This window comes from Niastella sp. OAS944 (assembly GCA_024809215.1).
Lineage (GTDB): Bacteria > Bacteroidota > Bacteroidia > Chitinophagales > Chitinophagaceae > Niastella.
The window spans coordinates 44,132-64,359 of record JANUBW010000001.1; the positions used below are offsets into that span (position 1 = coordinate 44,132).

Here is a 20,228-nt window from a genome sequence, read left to right on the forward strand (position 1 = left end):
GCGCTAAAATAAAACAGCACTCACGAACATTTCTTAAACCAGTTTAAGAAATTTCCCCCTCAACGTTTTTTTCGCAACACCGGTGGAACGAATGGTTTGCCGGGCTTTAAATAGTTTCGAATATAGCTGCTGTCGGTAGTGAGTTTAAACCATTGAAATGCACGTATTGAATCAGCCTTGTATTGTATTCTTTCAAAATAAGTGGGCATCCAATTGGCATTTGCGATCTCTTCCACCTGTTTCAACCGTACCTGGGATAATGTATCACGAAGATACTTTTCTACTAACAGCGATGCAATGGGGCCAGCGTGAGAACCGCCTGCGCCTGCATTCTCCACAATAACAGCTATAGCGATCTTCGGGTTTTCCCTTGGCGCAAAACAAACAAATGCGGCGTTCTCAAGTAACTCGTGACGCGTGCCATCGAGTACGATCATATTTTGAGCAGTACCAGTTTTGGCGCACATGGTAATACCGGGAATACGGGCCGGTTTTCCGGTTCCCACGTCAACAACATCCTGCATACCTGCAGTTACCACATCATATACATCACTGGGAATGTGGGTAAGCACGTTATGTTTTACCCGGTATTTTTTCAGCAGGGTATCACTGGCATTTTCTGATTCTATTCTTTCTACCAGGTGCGGAACATAATAATAACCTTTGTTGGCAATAAGACACATCGAATTCGCCATTTGCAAGGGAGTGGCCAGCATTTTATCCTGTCCTATTCCCAATCCGCCGCCAGTCATTGTACATGAGTTCCATGAACCGCGGTACTCTTTATCATATTGACTGGTATCCGGCACATTGCCGCCGTCTTCGCTCGGCAAATCAATGCCTACCCGATGCCCCATACCAAAGGCCGACATATACGCTTTCCATGCAGTTAATCCTTTACGTGAGTCATGATAAACCGGGTTATCGATTGTCTTTTTAATTACATCAGAGAAGAAAGAGTTGCACGACCAGGCAATTGCCAGCCTTAGATTGGCCGCATGCCCGGCCCACTTTTCAGTACAATTTGATGACCGGTTGCAACCATAATAAGTACCGTGACAGTCAAAACTACTCGCAGGTGTTATGAGGTTTTCTTCAAGAGCAATTAATGCCCCCAGCGGTTTATAAGCTGAGCCCGGCGGGTATTGCCCTTTAATGGCCCTGTTTAACATAGGGCTTTTCACATCGAGCACGAGGCGGGAGTAATTCTTTTGTTTGAATGGACCACTCAGGTCATTGGGATTAAAATTGGGACTGGATGCCATAGCCAGCACCCCGCCGGTTGCAGGGTCGAGCGCAACAATGGCGCCCACCTTCCCCCGCAAAAGTTTTTCGGCCAGCAATTGTAGCTCTATGTCAAGATGCGTATACAAATTACGCCCGGCAATGGCTACTGTATCATGTTTACCGTTATCATAACTACCCACTACCCTGTTCAGGTTATCTTTTAGTAAATACTCCACGCCCCGCTGTCCCATGAGAACCCGTTCATATGTATTCTCCAAACCACTGCGGCCTACGTAATCGCCCATTCTATAAAAGCCGCCCGATCGTCTGATGATTGCTGAATCAGCTTCACCGATAAAACCCAACATATGGGCGCCGGCATTATATGGATAAACGCGCACCGGCCGTTCAACCAACGTGAAACCGGGATACCGCCATATATTTTCCTCTAAACGGGCATGTACACGCTCAGACAATAACGGCTCAAATATGGAAGGACGATAGCCGCCATTCCTGATACGGGCATCGCGAACACGTTTGCTGAATTCTTTACTATCGATACCCAGTAATGCGCAAAGCTCAACAGTATCAACCGCTTTTACTTCCTTTGGAATAACTACCAGGTCATACATGATCGCATTATTTAATATGGCTTTGCCCCTGCGATCGAAAATAATGCCCCTGCTTGGGTATTTTACTTTTGGAAATGTAGCGTTACTGATAGCCTTTTCAAGATACTTACCTGAAAGGACCTGCAGGTTAAATAATTGTACCAGTATAATAATAAATACACTGGCCATGATATACATGATAATATTAGTACGCGATTGGTTAAACGTTGCCATTGAAGCAAAAAATTACAATTCTTTTTTCGACATAATATCAATTTCGTCAATTATTATTGCAACGGTATCCCCGGTTACTGATCGTTACATAAATAATATTCATTAAGTATGAAAATCATACTCTTCACTGTGTCGGTATTGTTATTTACAAACTGCCGGTCCCAGCATTCCAACCAATCACTTTTTGAAGAACTGAATGAAAAAGTAGGTGATAAAACTTATCCTAAGATCGATGCCATTGTGGTTGAACAAAACAATAAAATTGTCCTTGAAGAATATTTCAATGGGTTTACAAAAGACAGCCTGCACGATCTGCGCTCCTCGTTCAAATCCATAACAAGTCTTTTGGCAGGCATTGCCATCGATAAAAAACTGATCAGTCTTGAAGATAAACTGGGTCGTTTCTTTCCCGAACTTAAGCACGAAGGCAAGCGCAATATTAGTGTTCAGAACCTGCTGGAAATGCGGTCGGGACTAAACTGCGAAGAGTTTTACGATATTGGGCCTGAATGTGAAACAGAAATGAGCAGATCGAACGACTGGATAGCGTTCTGTTTGGGAGTTGATCTCATAAGAGAACCTGGAGTAAAATGGTCGTACAATAGCAACGAACCCATGCTTGTGGGCGAAATAATAACAAGAGCAAGTGGAATGAGTGTTATGGAATTTGCCAAAAGAAACCTTTTTCAACCTTTGGGCATTGATAATTACAGATGGACCGTTTCGCCAAAAGGAACGGGTATGACGGCTGGTTCGTTTTACATGAAACCTGCAGATATGCTCAAGATCATTGAACTGGTAAAACATAAGGGCAATTGGAAAGGAAGCCAGATCGTTAGCGAAGACTGGATAAAAAAGTCCACCACCTGCAACATAGATATTGCCTTTTCGTTTACGAGCTTTTCCAAAATTCCCGATGCCAAATATGAAAGCGCCCGCTACGGCTTCTTTTGGTACCGCGAGAATTTGCACTATAAGGAGATAAATACAGAAGTTCTTTTTGCCTCGGGCAATGGCGGGCAATACATGATGTTCCTTCCGGCCTATAATGCAACAGTGGTATTCACTGGCAGTAATTATGGCAACTGGCGGGGCAAACTTCCTTTTGAAATACTGCTGAAATATATTATTCCGTCACTAAAATAAGGTCCGAACGAACGTCCGCACCTTGTTTATTAAATAACATCCAGAGCGCGAGCGTTTGTGGGTGGCTTATAGATGGGGGCTACTTTGCAGTCATTTCTTTAACGACCTTCTCCCTGTGCTGTTTACCCCAGGCAGCCATTCCATCGGTGAGCGGTTTAAGTGCCCTATGCGAAGTTATTTATACAACCCCTTCAAAAAAGGCATGTATATCTTTAGCCAATACCTCAGGACATTCCATAGCCGGAAAATGCAGGCCTTCGTCGAAAGAGCTCCATCTGCTGGGATTACCCATTGGCGCCAATAATTTTTTTAGCAGGTTACCATGGCCACCAAACGCGGCCATAGCCGACGGAACTTTTGGCTGAGCCCATGATTGCTCCGTAGATCCCTGCGTATTGCCTTCGTTGCTTTGTGCACTCCAGTCGAACGACATATTCATTCCGTCGTACAATGTATAAGCAGTAGATGCGCCAAGTTTATTGAACCAATAAATTGAAATATTGGTAAGCAAAAGATCCAACTCAATAGCCTCTTCAGGTAAATGTTTTCCCGCATTCGTCCATGTTTTAAATTTCTCCATGATCCAGCTCAATAACCCTACAGGACTATCGGTTAATGCAAATGCCAGTGTTTGTGGTTTTGTGGATAATATTTTCAAATAGGCGGTTTCATATTTTTCATAATCCCTGAACCTGGCAATTTGTTCCTTTTCATCTTCAGAAAAAGATTGTAAATCCGTTGGCAACATTCCCATACCTGTTACTGCGGTATAATCGGTATTTACATGTGTTCCTAATAAACGATGACCTGCAATGGCCGATAACATGCCGGTAATACCGGCGCCCATATCGGTACCATGCACGGCAAATTTATCGTAGCCTAATACGGTCATCAATTCGCCAAAAAGGCCAGCTATTTTTATCAAATCCCAGTTTTGATCATTAGCAGGCGTAGAATAGCCAAAGCCCGGAATAGAAGGAACTATTAAATGAAAAGAGACTTTTGATCGTATTCCATTTGCTGAAGGATTTGCAAGCAGGTCAATTATATTTATGAACTCAACAAAGGAACTGGGATATCCATGTATAAGCATCAGGGGTATGGCGTTGGGATCTTCAGATCTGATATGCAGGAAATGTACAGGCTGACCGCTTATGTTCGCCATATACTGCGGATATTTATTCAACCAGGCTTCCTGTTTCTTCCAGTTAAATTGTGTTTGCCAATAGTTTGTAATTTTTTGCAGATAAGTAACCGGTGTTCCGGTTTTCCAGTCATTTGTCTTCGCTGCCGGAAAGCGCGACAAGGCTAACCTGTTATTCAGATCATCAATTTCTTGCTGAGGGACGTTAATGGTAAACGGGCTAATTGTGTTTGGCATGTTATTAAGTTTTGTTGCAGTAAAATTGCTCCAAAAACTAACAACCCAATTATCCATTTGTCGGCAATAATGGTACTTTTTTCGGTAAGCTATTATTATTGCTTTCGGTAGGCCGCAGGCGTTATTTTTTCCCTGTTTTTAAATGCCTTAATAAAGTTTGAGGTTTCGGGGAAATTAAGCCAGTTGGCTATTTCCTGAACCGACATGGTTGTTTGCCTCAATAGTGTTTTTGCTTCCAGAAAAACCGTTTCATCGATCAATGTTTTGGCAGGTTTTCCAATTTCGGCTAATAGTATTTCACTCAGGTATTTGGAAGTTATGTTCATTTTCCGGGCATAAAAATCAACCGATCGTTCTGTTAAGAAATTTTCAACAACAAGACCCTGAAACTGTCGAACAAGTTTTTGCTTATGAGTAAGGCCATTCAACTTATACGTAAGGTCAATGTCATACATTCTTTTTGCAAGCATCAGAATGGAGTATATAATACCAGTTGCAACAGCCTCGTCATCCCTGAAAAATTTAAGTGTATTGAACAACAACCTCATTTGCTTTAATTGCGTACCATTTAATTGAATTACATGATTACCACCGGGTAGAAAAAAAGGAAGTGAATCAGGGAAACCGGCATACAGGGGATTCTTATAAAGATCGCGCGAAAATAACACTGTATCTGTAAGTGCAGTAGATTCATTCAGCCATTGTGAAATTGTGCCCGGGCCAATGGCAATACAACTGCCCTTACTTATTACATATTCACTGTTTGCAATACGAACGGTGTCTTTACCGCCATAGGTTATGCCTATACCGTAAAAGAAATTACGTATCGGGAAGCTTATGTTTGCTACTTTAAAAGTGGCATCATCGAGCAACATAAATTGTATATCTCTCGCCTTAAAATAATTATACTTTAAATATTTGAAAATATCGAACGATGTAAGGTCCATTCCTTTTCTCATATGGCTAATTTAAGGCTTTTGTTGCCCATAAAAGTATTTGCTGTCAGCAGGAGCCTCCTTTCTATCAAATTTTCCATAATCCCTAACGACCTGTGCTATTCTAAGATGATAATCCTTAAAAATATAATCCCTGCCTTTTAATTGCGCATTTCGATGTAACTCAATATTTCGCCACTCCTGAATAGCCGTTTCATCTGACCAGAATGATAAAGACAATATCTTTTCGGGATGATAAATACTTTGAAACCGCTCAATGGATAAGAAACCCCTGATCTTTTCCAGTTCCGGTTTCAGACTTGCAGCTATATTCAGGTATTCCTGTTTACGGGAAGCATCAGCAGGAATAACTTCAAAGATCACGGCAATGGCATGGTCGTTGGTTGCCTTAACATTTCTTCTATATTGTAAAAAATATAATACCTCATCATATAGCTGAATACGATTCTTTTCTAAATGCATTACATGGGTACCGTCTGCAATTACAACATACTTTTTTTCAACTGCATTTTCTAATGATCTGAAAAGAGTTTCAGCGTCATTATTATCAGGATAGCTGTCCCACTCACCCCGAATGATCAATGTTGGCGATTTTATATCAGCAGGTTTGTAATAAGATCTTCCATGAAGCAGATCTTCTATATCCTGTGCAAAGCCCGATGGAAAGCGAACACTATCTGAATTAAACTTAGCAGCCAATGGATCTGACCTTAACCATTCACTTTTCCAGGTTTCTAAAACCTCTTTCTTTAACAAACATTCCTGGCCTGCAGGGGTAAGCCTTTTCATGGCATCTATTCGCCGGGCAGGTGTCATAGTTTCGTATGAACCCTCAATGGTCTCTGCAGCAGCATCATTCTGTCTTTCGGTAATAGGCGCAAACAAAACCAGTTTTGCAATCCTATCCGAAAATTTTGTGGCGTATAACGCAGCAACAGATGCACCCCAGGAGTGAGCGATGAGGTATACTTTATTTTTCCCGGTTTTTTGGATAATAAAATTTACAGCATTGTCAACATCTTTGTAGATCTCTCCTGCCCTTCCAATTGGCTTTCCGGACGCTGAAATATTTTGCATCTCCGGATAACGGTCAGCGTTTCCATATCCTAAAAAATCAAGGGCATAAACATCATACCCGTTCTCAGCTAAATTATCCATCCATGAATAATTGTCCATTTTAAAATCAAAAGCAAGGGCAGTAGGAAAAGAACTTCCATGAATAAAAAGTACCGGATAATCGTTTGATAAAACATTTGGTTCTTTGTGAGTAATAGCGATCTTTAAACCGGGGATCCGGCTTTCCGTTTTCAAAACTTCCGTCCTAAAATTCATAATTTTCAATTTTCTATCTTGCAAATCTAAATCCACTGTATCTTTAATACTTCAGTTAATACTTAACAATGGTTGTAACATGGATATTCAATTTGGTAACATAACTTCTCTTATTGGCGACCCTATACGCTCCACTGTACTTTGGACGCTGCTCGATGGCAGGGCTTACACCGCAACAGAACTGGCAATTTGCGCAGACACTTCTGCTCAAAACATAAGTATGCATTTAAGTAAGTTAGTGCAGGCCGATCTATTGACAGTTGAAAGCCAGGGCAGGCATAGATATTACCGGTTTTCAAGACAAGAGGTTGCTTATGCTATTGAAGCATTGGCCAACCTTGTATCCCATAAAGACGACGTGAAAGTAAATACTACTGACATTTCAGACATAAAATATTGCAGAACATGTTATGACCACTTAGCTGGTAAAGTAGGCGTATTGATCACAGAAAAACTCGTTTTGCAAAAAATGATCGAGTTACAAAATAAAACCTATACCCTTACAGCCAAAGGAAATAAATTCTTTAAAGACTTTGGAATAGATATGAACGAGTTGCAAAGTAAGAGACGGGTTTTAGCAAAGCCGTGCCTGGACTGGAGTGAACGTAAGTATCACATTTCAGGGTCGCTGGGCGCAGCTTTGCTTAACAAAATGCTTCATTCAGACTGGTTAAGAAGAAAGAAAAACTCAAGAGCTATTATAATTACCTCAAAGGGACAAAGTGAAATTTACAACAGGTTCAAAGTTAATGTATAAGATCAGCGTTTCTGCACACACCAGGTAGTCATGCATCGCATATTTTGCACATTGGTGGTTTTTATGGGCTCATATAATTTACCAAACTCGTTGGTATATTTTAACAACGTTTGTTCATTAACTAAAAAACGTTCTGAACCATCGGGTAGTAAATAGCGCTCGTTTCCTAATGGTTTTACCAGGTTCTCTATCCCGATATCTGATGCTAACCTCGCAAAAAAGTAACCACCCGGTTTTAGTACCCTGAACATAGATTGAAGCATCGCATCAAAATGATGTGCATCCTTTGCAAAATGTAATACTGCGCTGCAAACAACCAGGTCAAATACACCATTGCTGTATGGCAAATTTTCCGCCGGGCAAACCATGAAATTCTCCAGTGAATTATCGGGAGCAAGCATGGTTGATAATTCCTTAACTGCGTCAACAGCCTGGGGGTTGGGGTCAATACCAAATACCTCGTAACCATTACGTAAAAAGTAAAACAGGTTACGTCCACCGCCGCAACCCACATCCAACACTTTTTTACAGTTATCATAACGGCCTTTCAGCAGTTGATCGAACAGATAGATATCAATATTCCCGTATGTTTGTTGAAGTTTGTTTTGCATGTGAGGAGTACAATACTACTCAAGATACATATAAGTTTTTACTTCAACTGGAAATAAGTTGCCATATCAAGGGAAGACATGTTTACAAAACCAGCCTGTCGAAAAAGCGTCACCAATTGACCACGATGGTAGGTTGAATGGTTTATTGCATGTACTACAGTTTGCCAAAAAGCCATTTGACCCATGCCACCACTTTTGGGATATTTGAAGCTGACAGCCTGCGAATGACTGGCTACCGGATAGCTTTCAACGCAGTTGCTGAAATCTGCTGACGACCTTTTCCAGATGTCAATCAATTCATTTTTTGTTCCTTTAAATTCCATTGAAAAAAATTTCGGATCAGGCTTATGGGTCCAATGGTCCACCCAATATTTTTCTGCACTAACAATATGGATCGCCGTTTCCCTGATGCTGCTGAAACTACTGGCAATCACCTTATCCCATTGCTGATCATTTATCAGCTGTAACCATTCTATTACCTTGCTATCGGCCCAATAATTGTAATTTGCGATCTGTTGCAGATAATCCTTGTTCATAAACTTTCTTTTGTTGATGAAGCAAAAGTAGTTTCATGGAAGCAAGTGGGCCGATAGGCAAACGTTCAGAAACTGTGGCTACACGTTCAAATGGATAACTGATATTGCTTGGGCGTTACGCCATGAATTTGCTTAAAGGCCTGAATAAAACTGGAGAGATTCTCATAGCCAAGTTCAGAAAAGATCTCACTCGCCTTATAATTGTTTGTACGCAACATTTCTGCCGCCTTTTCCATTCTTTTTTCCAGCAGCCATTTGTTAGGACTTTTTTCATAAAGCCGTGCAAAACGCCGCTTGAAAGTAGACAGGCTCATATTGCATAAAAAGGCCAGCTCTTCAACGGTGATATTACTGGTAATATGCGATGTCACTGCCTTACGGATCAACAGGTCGTCGTTGGTTTCATAGTGCATGTTCCCGATCTGTTGAATTTGGTTTGGATAATGCACGGCAAGATATACAAGCAATTCTTCCAGCTTAACCTTTTGCAATTGCTGATGTACGGGTTTATCGCCAACAAGTAAGCTGTCGAGCGAACGGGTAAAATTTACCAGGAATTCATCTTTTTCAAATAGCAGGAAAGGAAGCGGATCAGCTGTTCTTACCGGTCTATCAATTAGCATAGGATGCCGTTCAAAGAAGTTGGCGATGACTGAACTGTCGAATAAGATAAGGATACTGTGGTATTCAGCACCGGCGGCTGCCATCTTTTCACTCATCAGGCAATTCCCGGCGGCCAGCATTACAAACTGGTGAGGCTTTACATTGACCTGCACACCTGCAAAATGAACTGTTTTTTCGCCGTTGAGCAAAAAAGTGATCATATTCCGTGGCAGCGTTATCATAGCTCTTGGCGCTGGTTTTGCTGACCGATAGCGAAAGAGGGAAACACCGCCATCGTTAGGTATAGAATTTTCGTTCATTCGAAAGCCTGTGAAATTATTGGAAAGATGCAAATTAGTAATTTCAATGCGACTCAACCAAACTGTTTATATGTTCCTGCAGCGTAATTTTCCCTTTTATATAACCTTTTGTGTCAGTTGTTTTTTCAAATTCCCTCAAACTAATTTCAGTCATATTTGTATATGACGCTGCGCCTTGTTCTGAAAAACCTATAGACATAAAGGTGGCTTTCCATTGATCTTTTGGCACCACCTTCACCTCTACTTTTTTACTGAGCGCTTTTGAAAAAGCTGCTGCTACGTCCCGGGCTGAATAAAGTTCAGGACCGTGAATAGAATTTAATTTCGCCGTATCATTATTCATCATCAACTGTGCTGCTAATTCACCAATGTCTGCCGGCGCTACCATTGGGAATTTTAAATCGGCGGGGAAAAAGGACAACAATTCTCCAATCTCTTTTATGGCCGGCAGTTGTTCATCCCAGTTACTCATATAATAACCTGGTCTTATAATGCTATAAGGATATGACAACGTTGCAACATTTTGTTCTAACTCATACAAAACACCAAAATCACCAATATCATATCCTGGTTGTGCTCCCAGTGTTGATTCAACAACTACTTTTTTAACATTTGTATTTTTCAATGCTTCTACTAACGAGGCAGCTGTTTTCCTTTCCTGCAGCGGTGTATCGGTCATGGGGTCGGCAGGCGGGTTTAGTATAAATATTGATCTGCCCTTTTTAAAAATTTCGTGCAATGCAACCGTATCATAAATATCAGCAACCGCAATTTGGGCGCCTTTGTTCGTCCATTCTTTGGCGTTCTTTGAACTTCTTGAAATGATGGTTACCTTCTCCCCTGCCCGCAGTAACGCTTCAGCTAATGCCGAACCTACATGCCCTGTTCCTCCAGTGATAATATGCATAATTTATAATTTAACAGCAATTAATGCATTTATCATGCCGTGCAGGCTTATAACCTGGTAATTGATTATGCTATTTTCAGCTTCGGGGTCAAACGCGGATTTTCCAGATATTGAGTGCCCCATTCATCCATAACGTTAATCACCGGAATTAGTGACAGGCCCAGGTCTGTTAAGAAGTATTCTACTTTGGGCGGCAGCACCGGATATACCTCTCTTCGAATAATTCCATGTTCTTCCAGCTCCTGAAGTTGCTGATACAAAACTCTTCGGGTAGCTTTAGGATTCATCCGTTGTAATTCACTGGGCCTTTTATGCCCTTTCCAGATATTATGAATAAGGCAGGGCTTCCATTTCCCGCCAATAATTTCCATGATCATGCCCATACCGCAATCAAGGTCCTTAGGGATCTTTCTTTCTCTCATATTCTTCATATTCTGATTTGTATGGTAAAATTAAACAATAAAACCACATGTGGGTATAGGGCTAATTTTAGCCCTATGCTATAATGAAGTACGTACTTGCCTGAAGCAGGCAAGCTACATAGCTTTGCATACGAATTAAAAAGCCATTTTGAAAGTGGGCCCGCTGAAGAGATGGATCGCTTTTTAATAAACATCAACATAAATTATTTACACAATGAAAAAAGACAAATGGGTATCAGTGATCCTGTTATATATATTGATAGTAGTTGCTTTATTTTTCACATCAACCGTTTCGGCACAGGAGAAAACAAAGTCGTTACCACAACCTTGTAGTTATCATATGCTAATTGGCGATATTGAGATCATTGCATTTTCGGATGGCAGCATTCCCCAGGAGCTTAATAAACTGATGACAAATACAACGCAGGCTGAAATTGAAAAACTGACCCACGCGAACTTTCAAACGCCGGTAGTGGAAGCTTCTGTAAATGCTTACCTCGTTAAAACAGGTGGGAAACTCATTCTGATAGATGCCGGTACTTCCGAGTTGTACGGCCCTTCGCTCGGACACCTGCCAGCCAGTATGATAAGCGCCGGATACGATCCGAAGCAGATCGATGCAGTGCTGATCACCCATATTCATACCGATCATACCGGAGGATTGATGGATGGCGATAAGATGGTGTTTCCCAATGCAACTATTTATGTAAGCAAAAAAGAAGCAGACTTTTGGCTAAGCGACGAAAGCTATGCCCATGCACCAGCCAAACTGAAGCCTTACTTTGACCAGGCGCGATTAAAAATGCTGCCTTATGTAAAGGCGGGGAAAATGAAAACATTTGATTATGGTTCAGAACTTTTCCCGGGCATACAGCCCGTAGCCAGCCCCGGGCATACTCCTGGCCATAGCTTTTACCAGGTGATGAGCAAAGATGAAAAAATAATGTTCTGGGGAGATATAATGCATGTTGCCGCGTTGCAGTTTGCTAAGCCCGATATAACCATTGTGTATGACGTAGATCCTATAGCAGCCGCAGCAGCGCGCAAAAAAGCATATGAGGATGCGGCCAAAGGCCGGTACTGGATAGCCGGCGATCACCTGTCGTTTCCGGGCATAGGCCACATTCGCAAAACAGGAAATGGTTACAACTGGGTGCCCATTAATTATACAACCACCGGCATCGGTCAATAATAATCGTATGAAAATATTGAGCTTTATGGTAACTGGCATGTTATCCATCGGTTTGCCAGTATTTGCCCAGGTATCAAATTCATCCGATTCGGGTTTATTTCGTAAACTCTACAATGAGGCATTAAAGAATGGACAAACGGATATCAATCTGCGTTATCTTACTTCCCATATTGGCGCCCGTATAAGCGGATCGTTACAGGCACAGCAAACAGTTGAGTGGTCAAAAAAGGTATTGGCACAATACAAGCCCGATAGCGTTTATCTTCAGCCTGTAACCGTACCTCATTGGGTAAGAGGCGCAAAGGAGCTTTCTTATTACACAGTCAAAGGCCGGCGGATAAACATGAACGTATGCGCACTGGGAGGGTCCATCGGTACTGATGGATTCTTAACTGCCGGCGTTGTTGAAGTAAGGTCATGGGCCGAATTAGCCTCGTTACCCGACCAGGCAGTAAAAGGTAAGTTTGTTTTCTTTAACCGGGCTATGGATGCGGGTGAGATCGAAACTTTCAAAGCCTATCTGAATGCGGTAGATCAACGCACACAGGGTGCTATTGCAGCCTCACGCCGGGGCGCCGTTGGCGCACTGGTCAGGTCATTAACATTGGCAAAAGATGATTATCCGCATACAGGCGCCATGAGTTATGATCCCACTGTCAAAAAAATTCCGGCAGCGGCGCTCAGCACCAACAGTGCCGATCTGTTAAGTGATGCATTGAAGAAAGATCCCGGCCTGCAATATTCTTTACGCATGAATTGCGTTCAACTACCCGATGTGCAGTCATACAATGTTATTGCCGAGATCAGGGGAGCAAAATATCCTGATGAGTATGTAACGGTAGGCGCACACCTCGATACATGGGACCTCAGCGAAGGCGCCAGTGACGACGGCGCTGGTTTAGTACAGGCCATTGAAGTACTAAGACTATTCAGGGCAATTGCACTACAACCTGAACGTACTGTGCGGATCATTCTGTATATGAATGAAGAGGCCGGCGCACATGGAGCGATCCTATATGCAAAACAGGCCATGCTCCGCAATGAAAAACACATCGCCGTTATTGAGTCCGATGCAGGCGGCTTTGCGCCACGTGGATTCAGAATTGAAACAACACCCGAAGCAATGGCCCTGTTTCAACAATGGAAAGAGTTATTCATACCTTATAAAGCAGGCGACATACAGTTGCAGCAGCGCGGTGTTGACCTGGTGCCTATGAAAACACAGGCAACAGCGCTCATCAGCCTCGACTGTGACGATAGCCGGTTGTTTTATATTCATCATAGTGCCCTGGATACCTACGATAAAATTAATCCAAGGGAAGTTGCTATGGGCGCAGCTGCAATGGCCGCTATGGTTGCATTGATCAGTAAATATGGATTATAAAATGAAAAAAATAATAACTATTGCAGCAATGCTGTTGTTTATAACAACTGTATCTGCACAAACAAACAATGTAGTATCCAAACCATTTAGTAATTATACCGAATACAAAGGTTTGGTTTTTGTATCGGGCCAGATCGGCAATACCGATGCAGGTTTCAGTGAAGAAATTCACCAGGCTTTACAGAACGTAAGCGCCATGTTGAAACAGGCCGGAACATCGATGAAAAAAGTGCTGAATGTTACCGTTTACCTACGGAATATTCAGCAGATCGATGAGTTCAATAGCATTTACCGCACTTACTTTCAGCCTCCCTACCCCGCCAGAACATGCATTGCGGTAAGCGACCTGGTAAGAAAGGCAAATGTTGAAATAAGTGTAGTGGCGGCAAAATAAAGTGTATTAACTGTATTGCTACGCTATATACATGAATGGGCCAACGACCAAATGCGCCCTTAGTGAAGGGTGCTTCTTTGAGCCGATGGCCCATTTCAATTTACCAGATCCTGATTCGTTTATCATTTTCGAGGAACATCATGTCGCCAGGCTTCACATTAAAAGCTGAGTAAAAATCCGGCGTGTTCATCAGCGGACCATTCACCCGCCACATGGGAGGCGAATGCGGATCGTTATTTATCCAGTAGCGCATGTATTCGTCTTTCATTTTTACCCGCCAGATCCTGGCTACCGAAATGAAAAAGCGCTGCATGGGTGTAAACCCGCCGATCCTCGTAGTATCCTGGCCCTGCTTGGTTAGTTTAAAAGCGTCAAGCGCTACGGCAACGCCGCTTATATCCGCTGTATTTTCACCTACTGTAAGCGCACCTTTTATATGAATACTGTCCAACACAGTGAATGTACCGTATAGGTCAATGACCTGCTTTGTTATAGCCTTAAACTTTTCATAGTCTTTCGGCGTCCACCAGTTTTTTACATTCCCGTCTTTATCAAACTGGGCTCCCTGGTCATCAAACGTGTGTGTCATTTCATGCCCGATAACCATACCTATACCCCCATAGTTAAGCGCGTCATCGGCATTATTGTCAAAATAAGGAGGCTGCAGAATTCCGGCAGGGAACACAATTTCGTTGGCAGAAGGATTATTATAAGCAGTAACTGTAGAAGGGGTCGTATACCACTCAGTCTTATCAACAGGTTTCCCAAGTTTAGCCAGTTTATATTGGAAGTTGTTTGAAGCCGCCGACACCACATTTTCAAAATATTTATTTCTTACAATAGTAACATGGCTGTAATCGCGCCACTTATCGGGGTAGCCGATCTTTTTAGTAATGGCGAATAATTTCTCCTTCGCTTTTTGTTTGGTGCTGTCGCTCATCCAGTTCAACTGGTCAACTCTACTGGAAAAGGCTTTTTGCAGATTATTCACAAGCTCGAGCATGCGCGCTTTTGCCGACTCAGGGAAATATAGTTTCACATATAATTGTCCCAACGCTTGTCCCAGATAGTTGTCTACCGCGCTGGCCATGATCTCGCCGCGTGATTTTTGTACAGCCTGTCCCGTCAGGGCCTTATTATATGCAAAGTATGCATCCACAAAAGGCTTGCTCAAATAATCTGCATAACCACTAATGTAATTCGCTTTCAGATATATTTTCCAATCCCCAAGCGGAATCGATTTCAGAAGCGTGTTCACTTTATCATAATAAGATGGCTGTGCTACATTCAGCGAATCCATGGTGGCGCCCAGCGCTTTGAAGAAGGCCGTCCAACCTATATTACCTTGTTTTTTATTTAGATCGGCCAGAGCGATCTTATGAAAATTACCTTTTATATCCCGCAATTCAATATTGGTTTTATGAGAAGCGGCCAATTGTTTTTCAATATTGTAAACAATCGTTGCGTTCTTTTGCGCCGATACGGAGTCGGTTTCTGTTAATGTAAAAAGAGCAGCGAGGTATTTTTTATAGGCTTGTTGAATAGAAACGGAAGCGGAGTCGGTTTTGAAATAATAGTCTCTGTCGGGCATGCCTATACCCGCCTGATAAATATGCCCCATATTCATGCTGCTGTTTTCCTGATCGGGCAACACCTCAAAAGCAATAAGAGAAATGTTGCTCAATTTGCCCTCTTCGGCCATAAATGAGATCATATCAGAAATACTTGCGATACCATTTATCCGGTTCAAACCGGCCTTAAGAGGTTCAAAACCGCGTTGGTTGATCATATTGGTATCCATTCCGGAAGCAAAGAAATCACCGATCTTTTGTTCCAGGCTACCCGACACATTCTTACTTTTTGATATACTATCCAGGATGTCCTGCAACCTTAGGCGCTGCTGAAAGTTCATGAACCTGTAAGCGCCCACACCCGACTGGCTCGCTGGTATTTGTACGGTATCGTACCACCGGGCATTTACATAATTAAAAAAATTATCGCCCGGCTTGCGGGTCGAGTCTATTCCTTCAATAGCTATAAACGGTTTTTCGGTTGTTCTTGTTTGGCAGGCAACAAGAGAAATGGTTATAGATAATAAAAGCCAATTTTTCATATCATTAAGGTTAGAAAAGTGAATATAGTTCTTTTTTCCTTTGGCGGTAAGCTTCCATTGTTCATTATTGGCTGAAGTATAAAAGTAACCGCTCACCTAATTTTGAACAAAACAAAAAAACATGAAAGATCTTGAAATAATACTCGACAATCAACCGGGCACATTGGCGCTTTTAGGAGAAACTTTAGGAAAAAACAAGATCAGCCTTGAGGGCGGCGGTGTTTTTCAACATGGAGATATCTGCATTGCACATTTCCTGGTAGAAGAGGCTGAACGGGCGAAAGAAGTGTTGGAGCAGGTACCTATCAGGGTTGTGAATATTAATGATGTCGTGATCCAGAAGCTCAGACAGGATGTACCGGGACAATTGGGCTTGTTTTGCAGAAGACTGGCAAATGCCGGCGTCAATATCCTTACTCAATATAGCGATCATGCCAATCAATTGATAGTAGTGGTTGATGATCATGAAAAAGCAATACAGGTTTCGGCAGCATGGATGCAGGAATGGTGGTGATCTTCAAATATTGCATTCACTGATAAGTTAGTTGATGTTATTTTTCACCGCTTTTTATGCTATTTTTCCCGCAAAGTGTATTCGAGGGAGCACATACTATTGGATAAGGATAATTTGCCATATTTTTGGCGCAAACGTGCAACATGAAAATTGTTTTTCTTCCTACCCTACTTCTTTTAGTAAACTTTTTGCAAGCGCAAACCGATCTTAAACAGGGCCTCATCGCTTATTATCCATTCAATGGGAATGCAAACGATGAAAGCGGTAATAATCATAACCCTTCGGTTGTAAAAGCGACATTTACATCAGACAGATTTGGCAAAACAAATTCTGCCAGCGAGTTCAATGGAACAAGCAATTTTATTCGGATACCAGACAATAAAGCATTTCATTTCACCAGTGGATTTTCTATTTCTGCCTGGGTTATGATAAAGGGATTTTATGGTGGGCCGTGCCACGGGAACAGGATACTAATGAAAGGGTCTTTAGACCTCCCCTACAGCGGAAACTACATGCTCGGATTCGATGACAACCATTATACCAGGGGCGCAAACTGTTCCACAAAAAATCCCGATAGGGCGCATCAAAGTTTTTATGGAATATACGATGCTATTATTAGCAATGAGTATGTGATTCCCAATAAATGGTATTTGTTAACGTATGTCTTCGATGGCTCCTATGCCTCGCTTTATGTAGATTGCAATTTGCATTCAAAGGGAAATGCGAAAGATCAGCATTTTTCCAATAATGAGGATCTCTTCCTGGGTAAAATGAACAACGCTCAATACCCGTATTGGTATAATGGTTTGTTAGACGAGTTGAGAATTTATAACAGGCCTTTAAATAAAAATGAAATTTCGGCTCTTTGTAATAAGATCCCCGAAACAGCCAGTAAGCCCATAATTTGCACTGGAGAAAATGCTGTTTCTGCAAAATTTGACTATACCATATCCCAATGTACCTCTGTATCATTTAAACTGTCTACAGCCAATACAAAACAAATCAGTAAAATATTGTGGTCCTTTGGGGATGGAAGCACTTCGGGCAAATTGTCTGCATCTCATTTATACAAAAAACCCGGCACCTATACCATTAAAACAATCGTTACCGGAAGATCTGGTTGCGCAGACACCGCTGTACGACAAATAGAAATAAAAAAATTAAATACAGACTTTACTTTTAATGAACAGAACAGTCCGGGTAGTTTCCGTTTTAAGACAATAGATAAAAATGTTACTTACTCATGGGACATGGGTGATAACACCGAAATGCTTAACGATGCCAACGTAACACATTCATACACTAAAACCGGACTTTATACTATTCAGTTGTTTGCGCAAAGCAGTACGGGCTGCAGGGACACCGTAAAAAAATCAATTAACGTTGCGCTGCCTGAACCACAGGTTACCCCTGTTACAAAACCAGTCGATACCCAGGCTATTCCCCCCGTTGTAGCTAAACCACAGCTGGTAAGCAGGGAAAAGGAAATAATAAAAACGATCAGTGTTGAAACTGATTCTGTGAACATTTCGTTATATGACAATGGCATTATTGATGGGGATAGCATTACATTGATCTATAACGATGAGATCATTCTCACCCACCAGCTTTTGTCAGACAAGCCCATCAAACTTTCCTTAAAGATCAACCCCAACCGGCAAAGTAATGAACTGGTTATGTATGCTGAAAACCTGGGAAGTATACCACCCAATACAGCGTTGGTTGTAATTATTGAAGGTAAAAACCGCCATGAATTAAATTTGAGCAGCAATCAGCAGAAGAACCAGGCCATTTCATTTATAATTAAACGTTAGACAACCACTAAGTATTACGCTCCGAAACAGACAAAGAAGGCTACAAATGAATAATAAAAAGGTTCTGATTTTTGTCAGAACCTTTTTTCACATTACAAGAAATTCCCCTACGAACAGAAAGTAAAAAACGGCATCATTTTTTCTGTATGCTCGCTTTAATAATCAAACCTTATGTTAATGCGTAATCTTTTATTCCTATCCGTTTTGTTTTTGTGCTTTTCCTGTAAGAAAGAGGACCATGTAAATGCAGAGGATACCCCGGATACACCTAACAGTGGGGCCCGTACCTCAACTCAGATTTATTATGTAGATGGAGTGCAGGGCAACAACCAGAATGACGGTCTCACCCTTGCCACAGCCTGGAAAACGATCCAGAAATCCTTCGATGCCGCCGTGGCCGGAAGTACGGTAATGATCAAAGGCGGTACTTATTATGAACAACTGGCAGTGCATGTTAGTGGTATTACGGGAAACCCGATCACATTTACGAATTACAATAATGAACAGGTGATCATAGACGGGTCAAAAATAACAGGCAGCACTATTCTTACTATTACTGACAAGAGCTACCTTATTTTCCGCAATCTCACTGTTCAAAATATTACAAAGAACAACGCGGTAGGTATTCTGGTATCGGCAAATAAAACCGGCGGGGTAAATGACCTGACCTTCCGCAATGTGGCAATCAAAAAAATTAACTGGACCAGCAATGCATCAACTATTCCGAATTCAAACCAAAATTCACAACCATTTATCGCATTCGGATATGGTTCTGCTCAGGCAAATGCCATTACCAACCTGGTGATCGATAGTTGTGAATTCAGTAATAATATCACCGGCTTTAGCGAATCATTATCTTTAGATGGCAACATAGACGGATTCACTATTACCAATAACAAAGTACACGACAATACAAACATTGGTATTGCAGCCATAGGCCATTATGGAGTAAGCAGCAATTCGCAATTAGACCAGTCACGCAATGGTTTGATCAGGGGAAATATCTGTTTCAATAACGTATCTGACTATGCTACAAGCGGCGGTATATATGTGGATGGAGGAAAGGATATTAAAATTGACAGGAATATAACCTATCAAAATGGTTATGGAATTGAAATAGGCCATGAAGAAAATGGCACCGCCAGTAATATTACTGTCACCAATAACCTGATTTACCTGAACCAGGTTACGGGGCTTGCCATTGGCGGATATGACAATAGTACTACCGGACAAGTGGTTAACTGTATTGTTAGAAATAACAGCTTTCTTAAAAACAATACAAACAATGATGGGTCTGGCGAATTTTATATGACAAAGGCCTCTAATTGTACCATTGGGAATAATGTTTTTTATACCAATAGCCAGAATACCCTGTTCTCACTGGAAAATATCAGTCCGCAAACGGGTAATATCATTGACTACAATACCTGGTATACACAAACCGGGAACGCTTCCGACATCAATATCAACTGGCGTAATACAAGTTATGAATCGTTCACTAACTATAAAACCAAAACGGGGCAGGATGCGCATTCTTCCTTCAAAGACCCGCTTTTCGTTAATATTGGAACAACCCCCGACCTGCATCTGAAAACAGGAAGTCCTGGTTTACGTACAGGCAATGCAGCATGGATAACAGATGCTACAGAAAAAGATCTCGATGGTAAGCCCAGAGTAGTGAATGGAGCGGTTGATATGGGTGCCTATCAGCAACAATGATGAAATAAGAATATTTCGGTTTAAGCAAACAGGTAGCGATCAGTTCGCTACCTGT

Annotated in this window: 18 protein-coding genes; 8 read left to right on the forward strand and 10 right to left on the reverse strand. The window is 41.7% G+C overall.

Features of this window, described 5'->3' with window-relative positions:
* Positions 1 to 59: 59 nt before the first annotated feature.
* The gene (mrdA, locus tag GGD38_RS00155; RefSeq protein ID WP_375300061.1) at positions 60 to 2,072 is read right to left on the reverse strand and encodes a penicillin-binding protein 2; all 2,013 of its coding nucleotides are present in this window, start codon (positions 2,070 to 2,072) and stop codon (positions 60 to 62) included.
* A 108-nt stretch (positions 2,073 to 2,180) separates the two neighbouring features.
* Here mrdA and GGD38_RS00160 point away from each other — a divergent pair, with 108 nt between their 5' ends.
* On the forward strand, positions 2,181 to 3,218 hold the full coding sequence (locus GGD38_RS00160; RefSeq protein WP_375300060.1) for a serine hydrolase domain-containing protein: 1,038 nt from the start codon (positions 2,181 to 2,183) through the stop codon (positions 3,216 to 3,218).
* Positions 3,219 to 3,396: 178 nt separating this feature from the next.
* Here the strand turns inward: GGD38_RS00160 and GGD38_RS00165 are convergent, their stop codons facing one another.
* The 3 genes from GGD38_RS00165 to GGD38_RS00175 form a co-directional block, all read right to left on the reverse strand.
* Positions 3,397 to 4,599 (reverse strand): epoxide hydrolase family protein, encoded by a 1,203-nt coding sequence (locus GGD38_RS00165; protein ID WP_375300059.1) that lies wholly within the window; start codon positions 4,597 to 4,599, stop codon positions 3,397 to 3,399.
* A gap of 95 nt (positions 4,600 to 4,694) precedes the next feature.
* On the reverse strand, positions 4,695 to 5,558 hold the full coding sequence (locus GGD38_RS00170) for a helix-turn-helix domain-containing protein (RefSeq protein ID WP_375300058.1): 864 nt from the start codon (positions 5,556 to 5,558) through the stop codon (positions 4,695 to 4,697).
* A 9-nt stretch (positions 5,559 to 5,567) separates the two neighbouring features.
* Complete coding sequence (locus GGD38_RS00175; RefSeq protein WP_375300057.1) at positions 5,568 to 6,887, reverse strand: alpha/beta fold hydrolase; 1,320 nt, start codon at positions 6,885 to 6,887, stop codon at positions 5,568 to 5,570.
* 79 nt (positions 6,888 to 6,966) lie between these two features.
* On the opposite strand from GGD38_RS00175, the gene GGD38_RS00180 reads away from it, so the two are divergent.
* A complete protein-coding gene (locus GGD38_RS00180) occupies positions 6,967 to 7,644 on the forward strand; it encodes an ArsR/SmtB family transcription factor (RefSeq protein ID WP_375300056.1) in 678 nt (225 codons plus the stop codon).
* A 2-nt stretch (positions 7,645 to 7,646) separates the two neighbouring features.
* Here the strand turns inward: GGD38_RS00180 and GGD38_RS00185 are convergent, their stop codons facing one another.
* The 5 genes from GGD38_RS00185 to GGD38_RS00205 all read right to left on the reverse strand — a co-directional run bounded on the left by GGD38_RS00185 (position 7,647) and on the right by GGD38_RS00205 (position 11,052).
* Positions 7,647 to 8,255, reverse strand: coding sequence for a class I SAM-dependent methyltransferase (locus GGD38_RS00185; RefSeq protein WP_375300055.1), 609 nt, complete (start codon positions 8,253 to 8,255; stop codon positions 7,647 to 7,649).
* 38 nt (positions 8,256 to 8,293) lie between these two features.
* Positions 8,294 to 8,791: a DinB family protein gene (locus GGD38_RS00190; protein WP_375300054.1), complete on the reverse strand. Its 498-nt coding sequence runs from the start codon at positions 8,789 to 8,791 to the stop codon at positions 8,294 to 8,296.
* Between the two features lie 86 nt (positions 8,792 to 8,877).
* Complete coding sequence (locus GGD38_RS00195; protein WP_375300053.1) at positions 8,878 to 9,714, reverse strand: helix-turn-helix domain-containing protein; 837 nt, start codon at positions 9,712 to 9,714, stop codon at positions 8,878 to 8,880.
* Between the two features lie 43 nt (positions 9,715 to 9,757).
* The gene (locus tag GGD38_RS00200; protein ID WP_375300052.1) at positions 9,758 to 10,621 is read right to left on the reverse strand and encodes an NmrA family NAD(P)-binding protein; all 864 of its coding nucleotides are present in this window, start codon (positions 10,619 to 10,621) and stop codon (positions 9,758 to 9,760) included.
* Between the two features lie 65 nt (positions 10,622 to 10,686).
* Positions 10,687 to 11,052 carry a winged helix-turn-helix transcriptional regulator gene (locus GGD38_RS00205; RefSeq protein WP_375300051.1) on the reverse strand — a complete coding sequence of 122 codons (366 nt, stop codon included), beginning with the start codon at positions 11,050 to 11,052 and terminating at the stop codon, positions 10,687 to 10,689.
* Between the two features lie 205 nt (positions 11,053 to 11,257).
* On the opposite strand from GGD38_RS00205, the gene GGD38_RS00210 reads away from it, so the two are divergent.
* Genes GGD38_RS00210 through GGD38_RS00220 form a run of 3 tightly spaced genes read left to right on the forward strand, consistent with a single transcriptional unit; the run spans position 11,258 to position 14,013 of the window.
* Positions 11,258 to 12,235 carry an MBL fold metallo-hydrolase gene (locus GGD38_RS00210; RefSeq protein WP_375300050.1) on the forward strand — a complete coding sequence of 326 codons (978 nt, stop codon included), beginning with the start codon at positions 11,258 to 11,260 and terminating at the stop codon, positions 12,233 to 12,235.
* Positions 12,236 to 12,242: 7 nt separating this feature from the next.
* A complete protein-coding gene (locus tag GGD38_RS00215) occupies positions 12,243 to 13,619 on the forward strand; it encodes a M20/M25/M40 family metallo-hydrolase (protein ID WP_375300049.1) in 1,377 nt (458 codons plus the stop codon).
* Position 13,620: 1 nt separating this feature from the next.
* The gene (locus GGD38_RS00220; RefSeq protein ID WP_375300048.1) at positions 13,621 to 14,013 is read left to right on the forward strand and encodes a RidA family protein; all 393 of its coding nucleotides are present in this window, start codon (positions 13,621 to 13,623) and stop codon (positions 14,011 to 14,013) included.
* 100 nt (positions 14,014 to 14,113) lie between these two features.
* Here GGD38_RS00220 and GGD38_RS00225 read toward each other — a convergent pair whose 3' ends face one another.
* Entirely contained in the window at positions 14,114 to 16,126 is a 2,013-nt protein-coding gene (locus GGD38_RS00225; RefSeq protein WP_375300047.1) for a M13 family metallopeptidase, read from the reverse strand.
* Positions 16,127 to 16,247: 121 nt separating this feature from the next.
* Here GGD38_RS00225 and GGD38_RS00230 point away from each other — a divergent pair, with 121 nt between their 5' ends.
* The 3 genes from GGD38_RS00230 (at position 16,248) to GGD38_RS00240 (ending at position 20,173) form a co-directional block, all read left to right on the forward strand.
* Entirely contained in the window at positions 16,248 to 16,640 is a 393-nt protein-coding gene (locus GGD38_RS00230; RefSeq protein WP_375300046.1) for an amino acid-binding protein, read from the forward strand.
* 143 nt (positions 16,641 to 16,783) lie between these two features.
* Positions 16,784 to 18,454 (forward strand): PKD domain-containing protein, encoded by a 1,671-nt coding sequence (locus tag GGD38_RS00235; protein WP_375300045.1) that lies wholly within the window; start codon positions 16,784 to 16,786, stop codon positions 18,452 to 18,454.
* Positions 18,455 to 18,631: 177 nt separating this feature from the next.
* Positions 18,632 to 20,173 carry a choice-of-anchor Q domain-containing protein gene (locus GGD38_RS00240; RefSeq protein WP_375300044.1) on the forward strand — a complete coding sequence of 514 codons (1,542 nt, stop codon included), beginning with the start codon at positions 18,632 to 18,634 and terminating at the stop codon, positions 20,171 to 20,173.
* Positions 20,174 to 20,228: the final 55 nt, after the last annotated feature.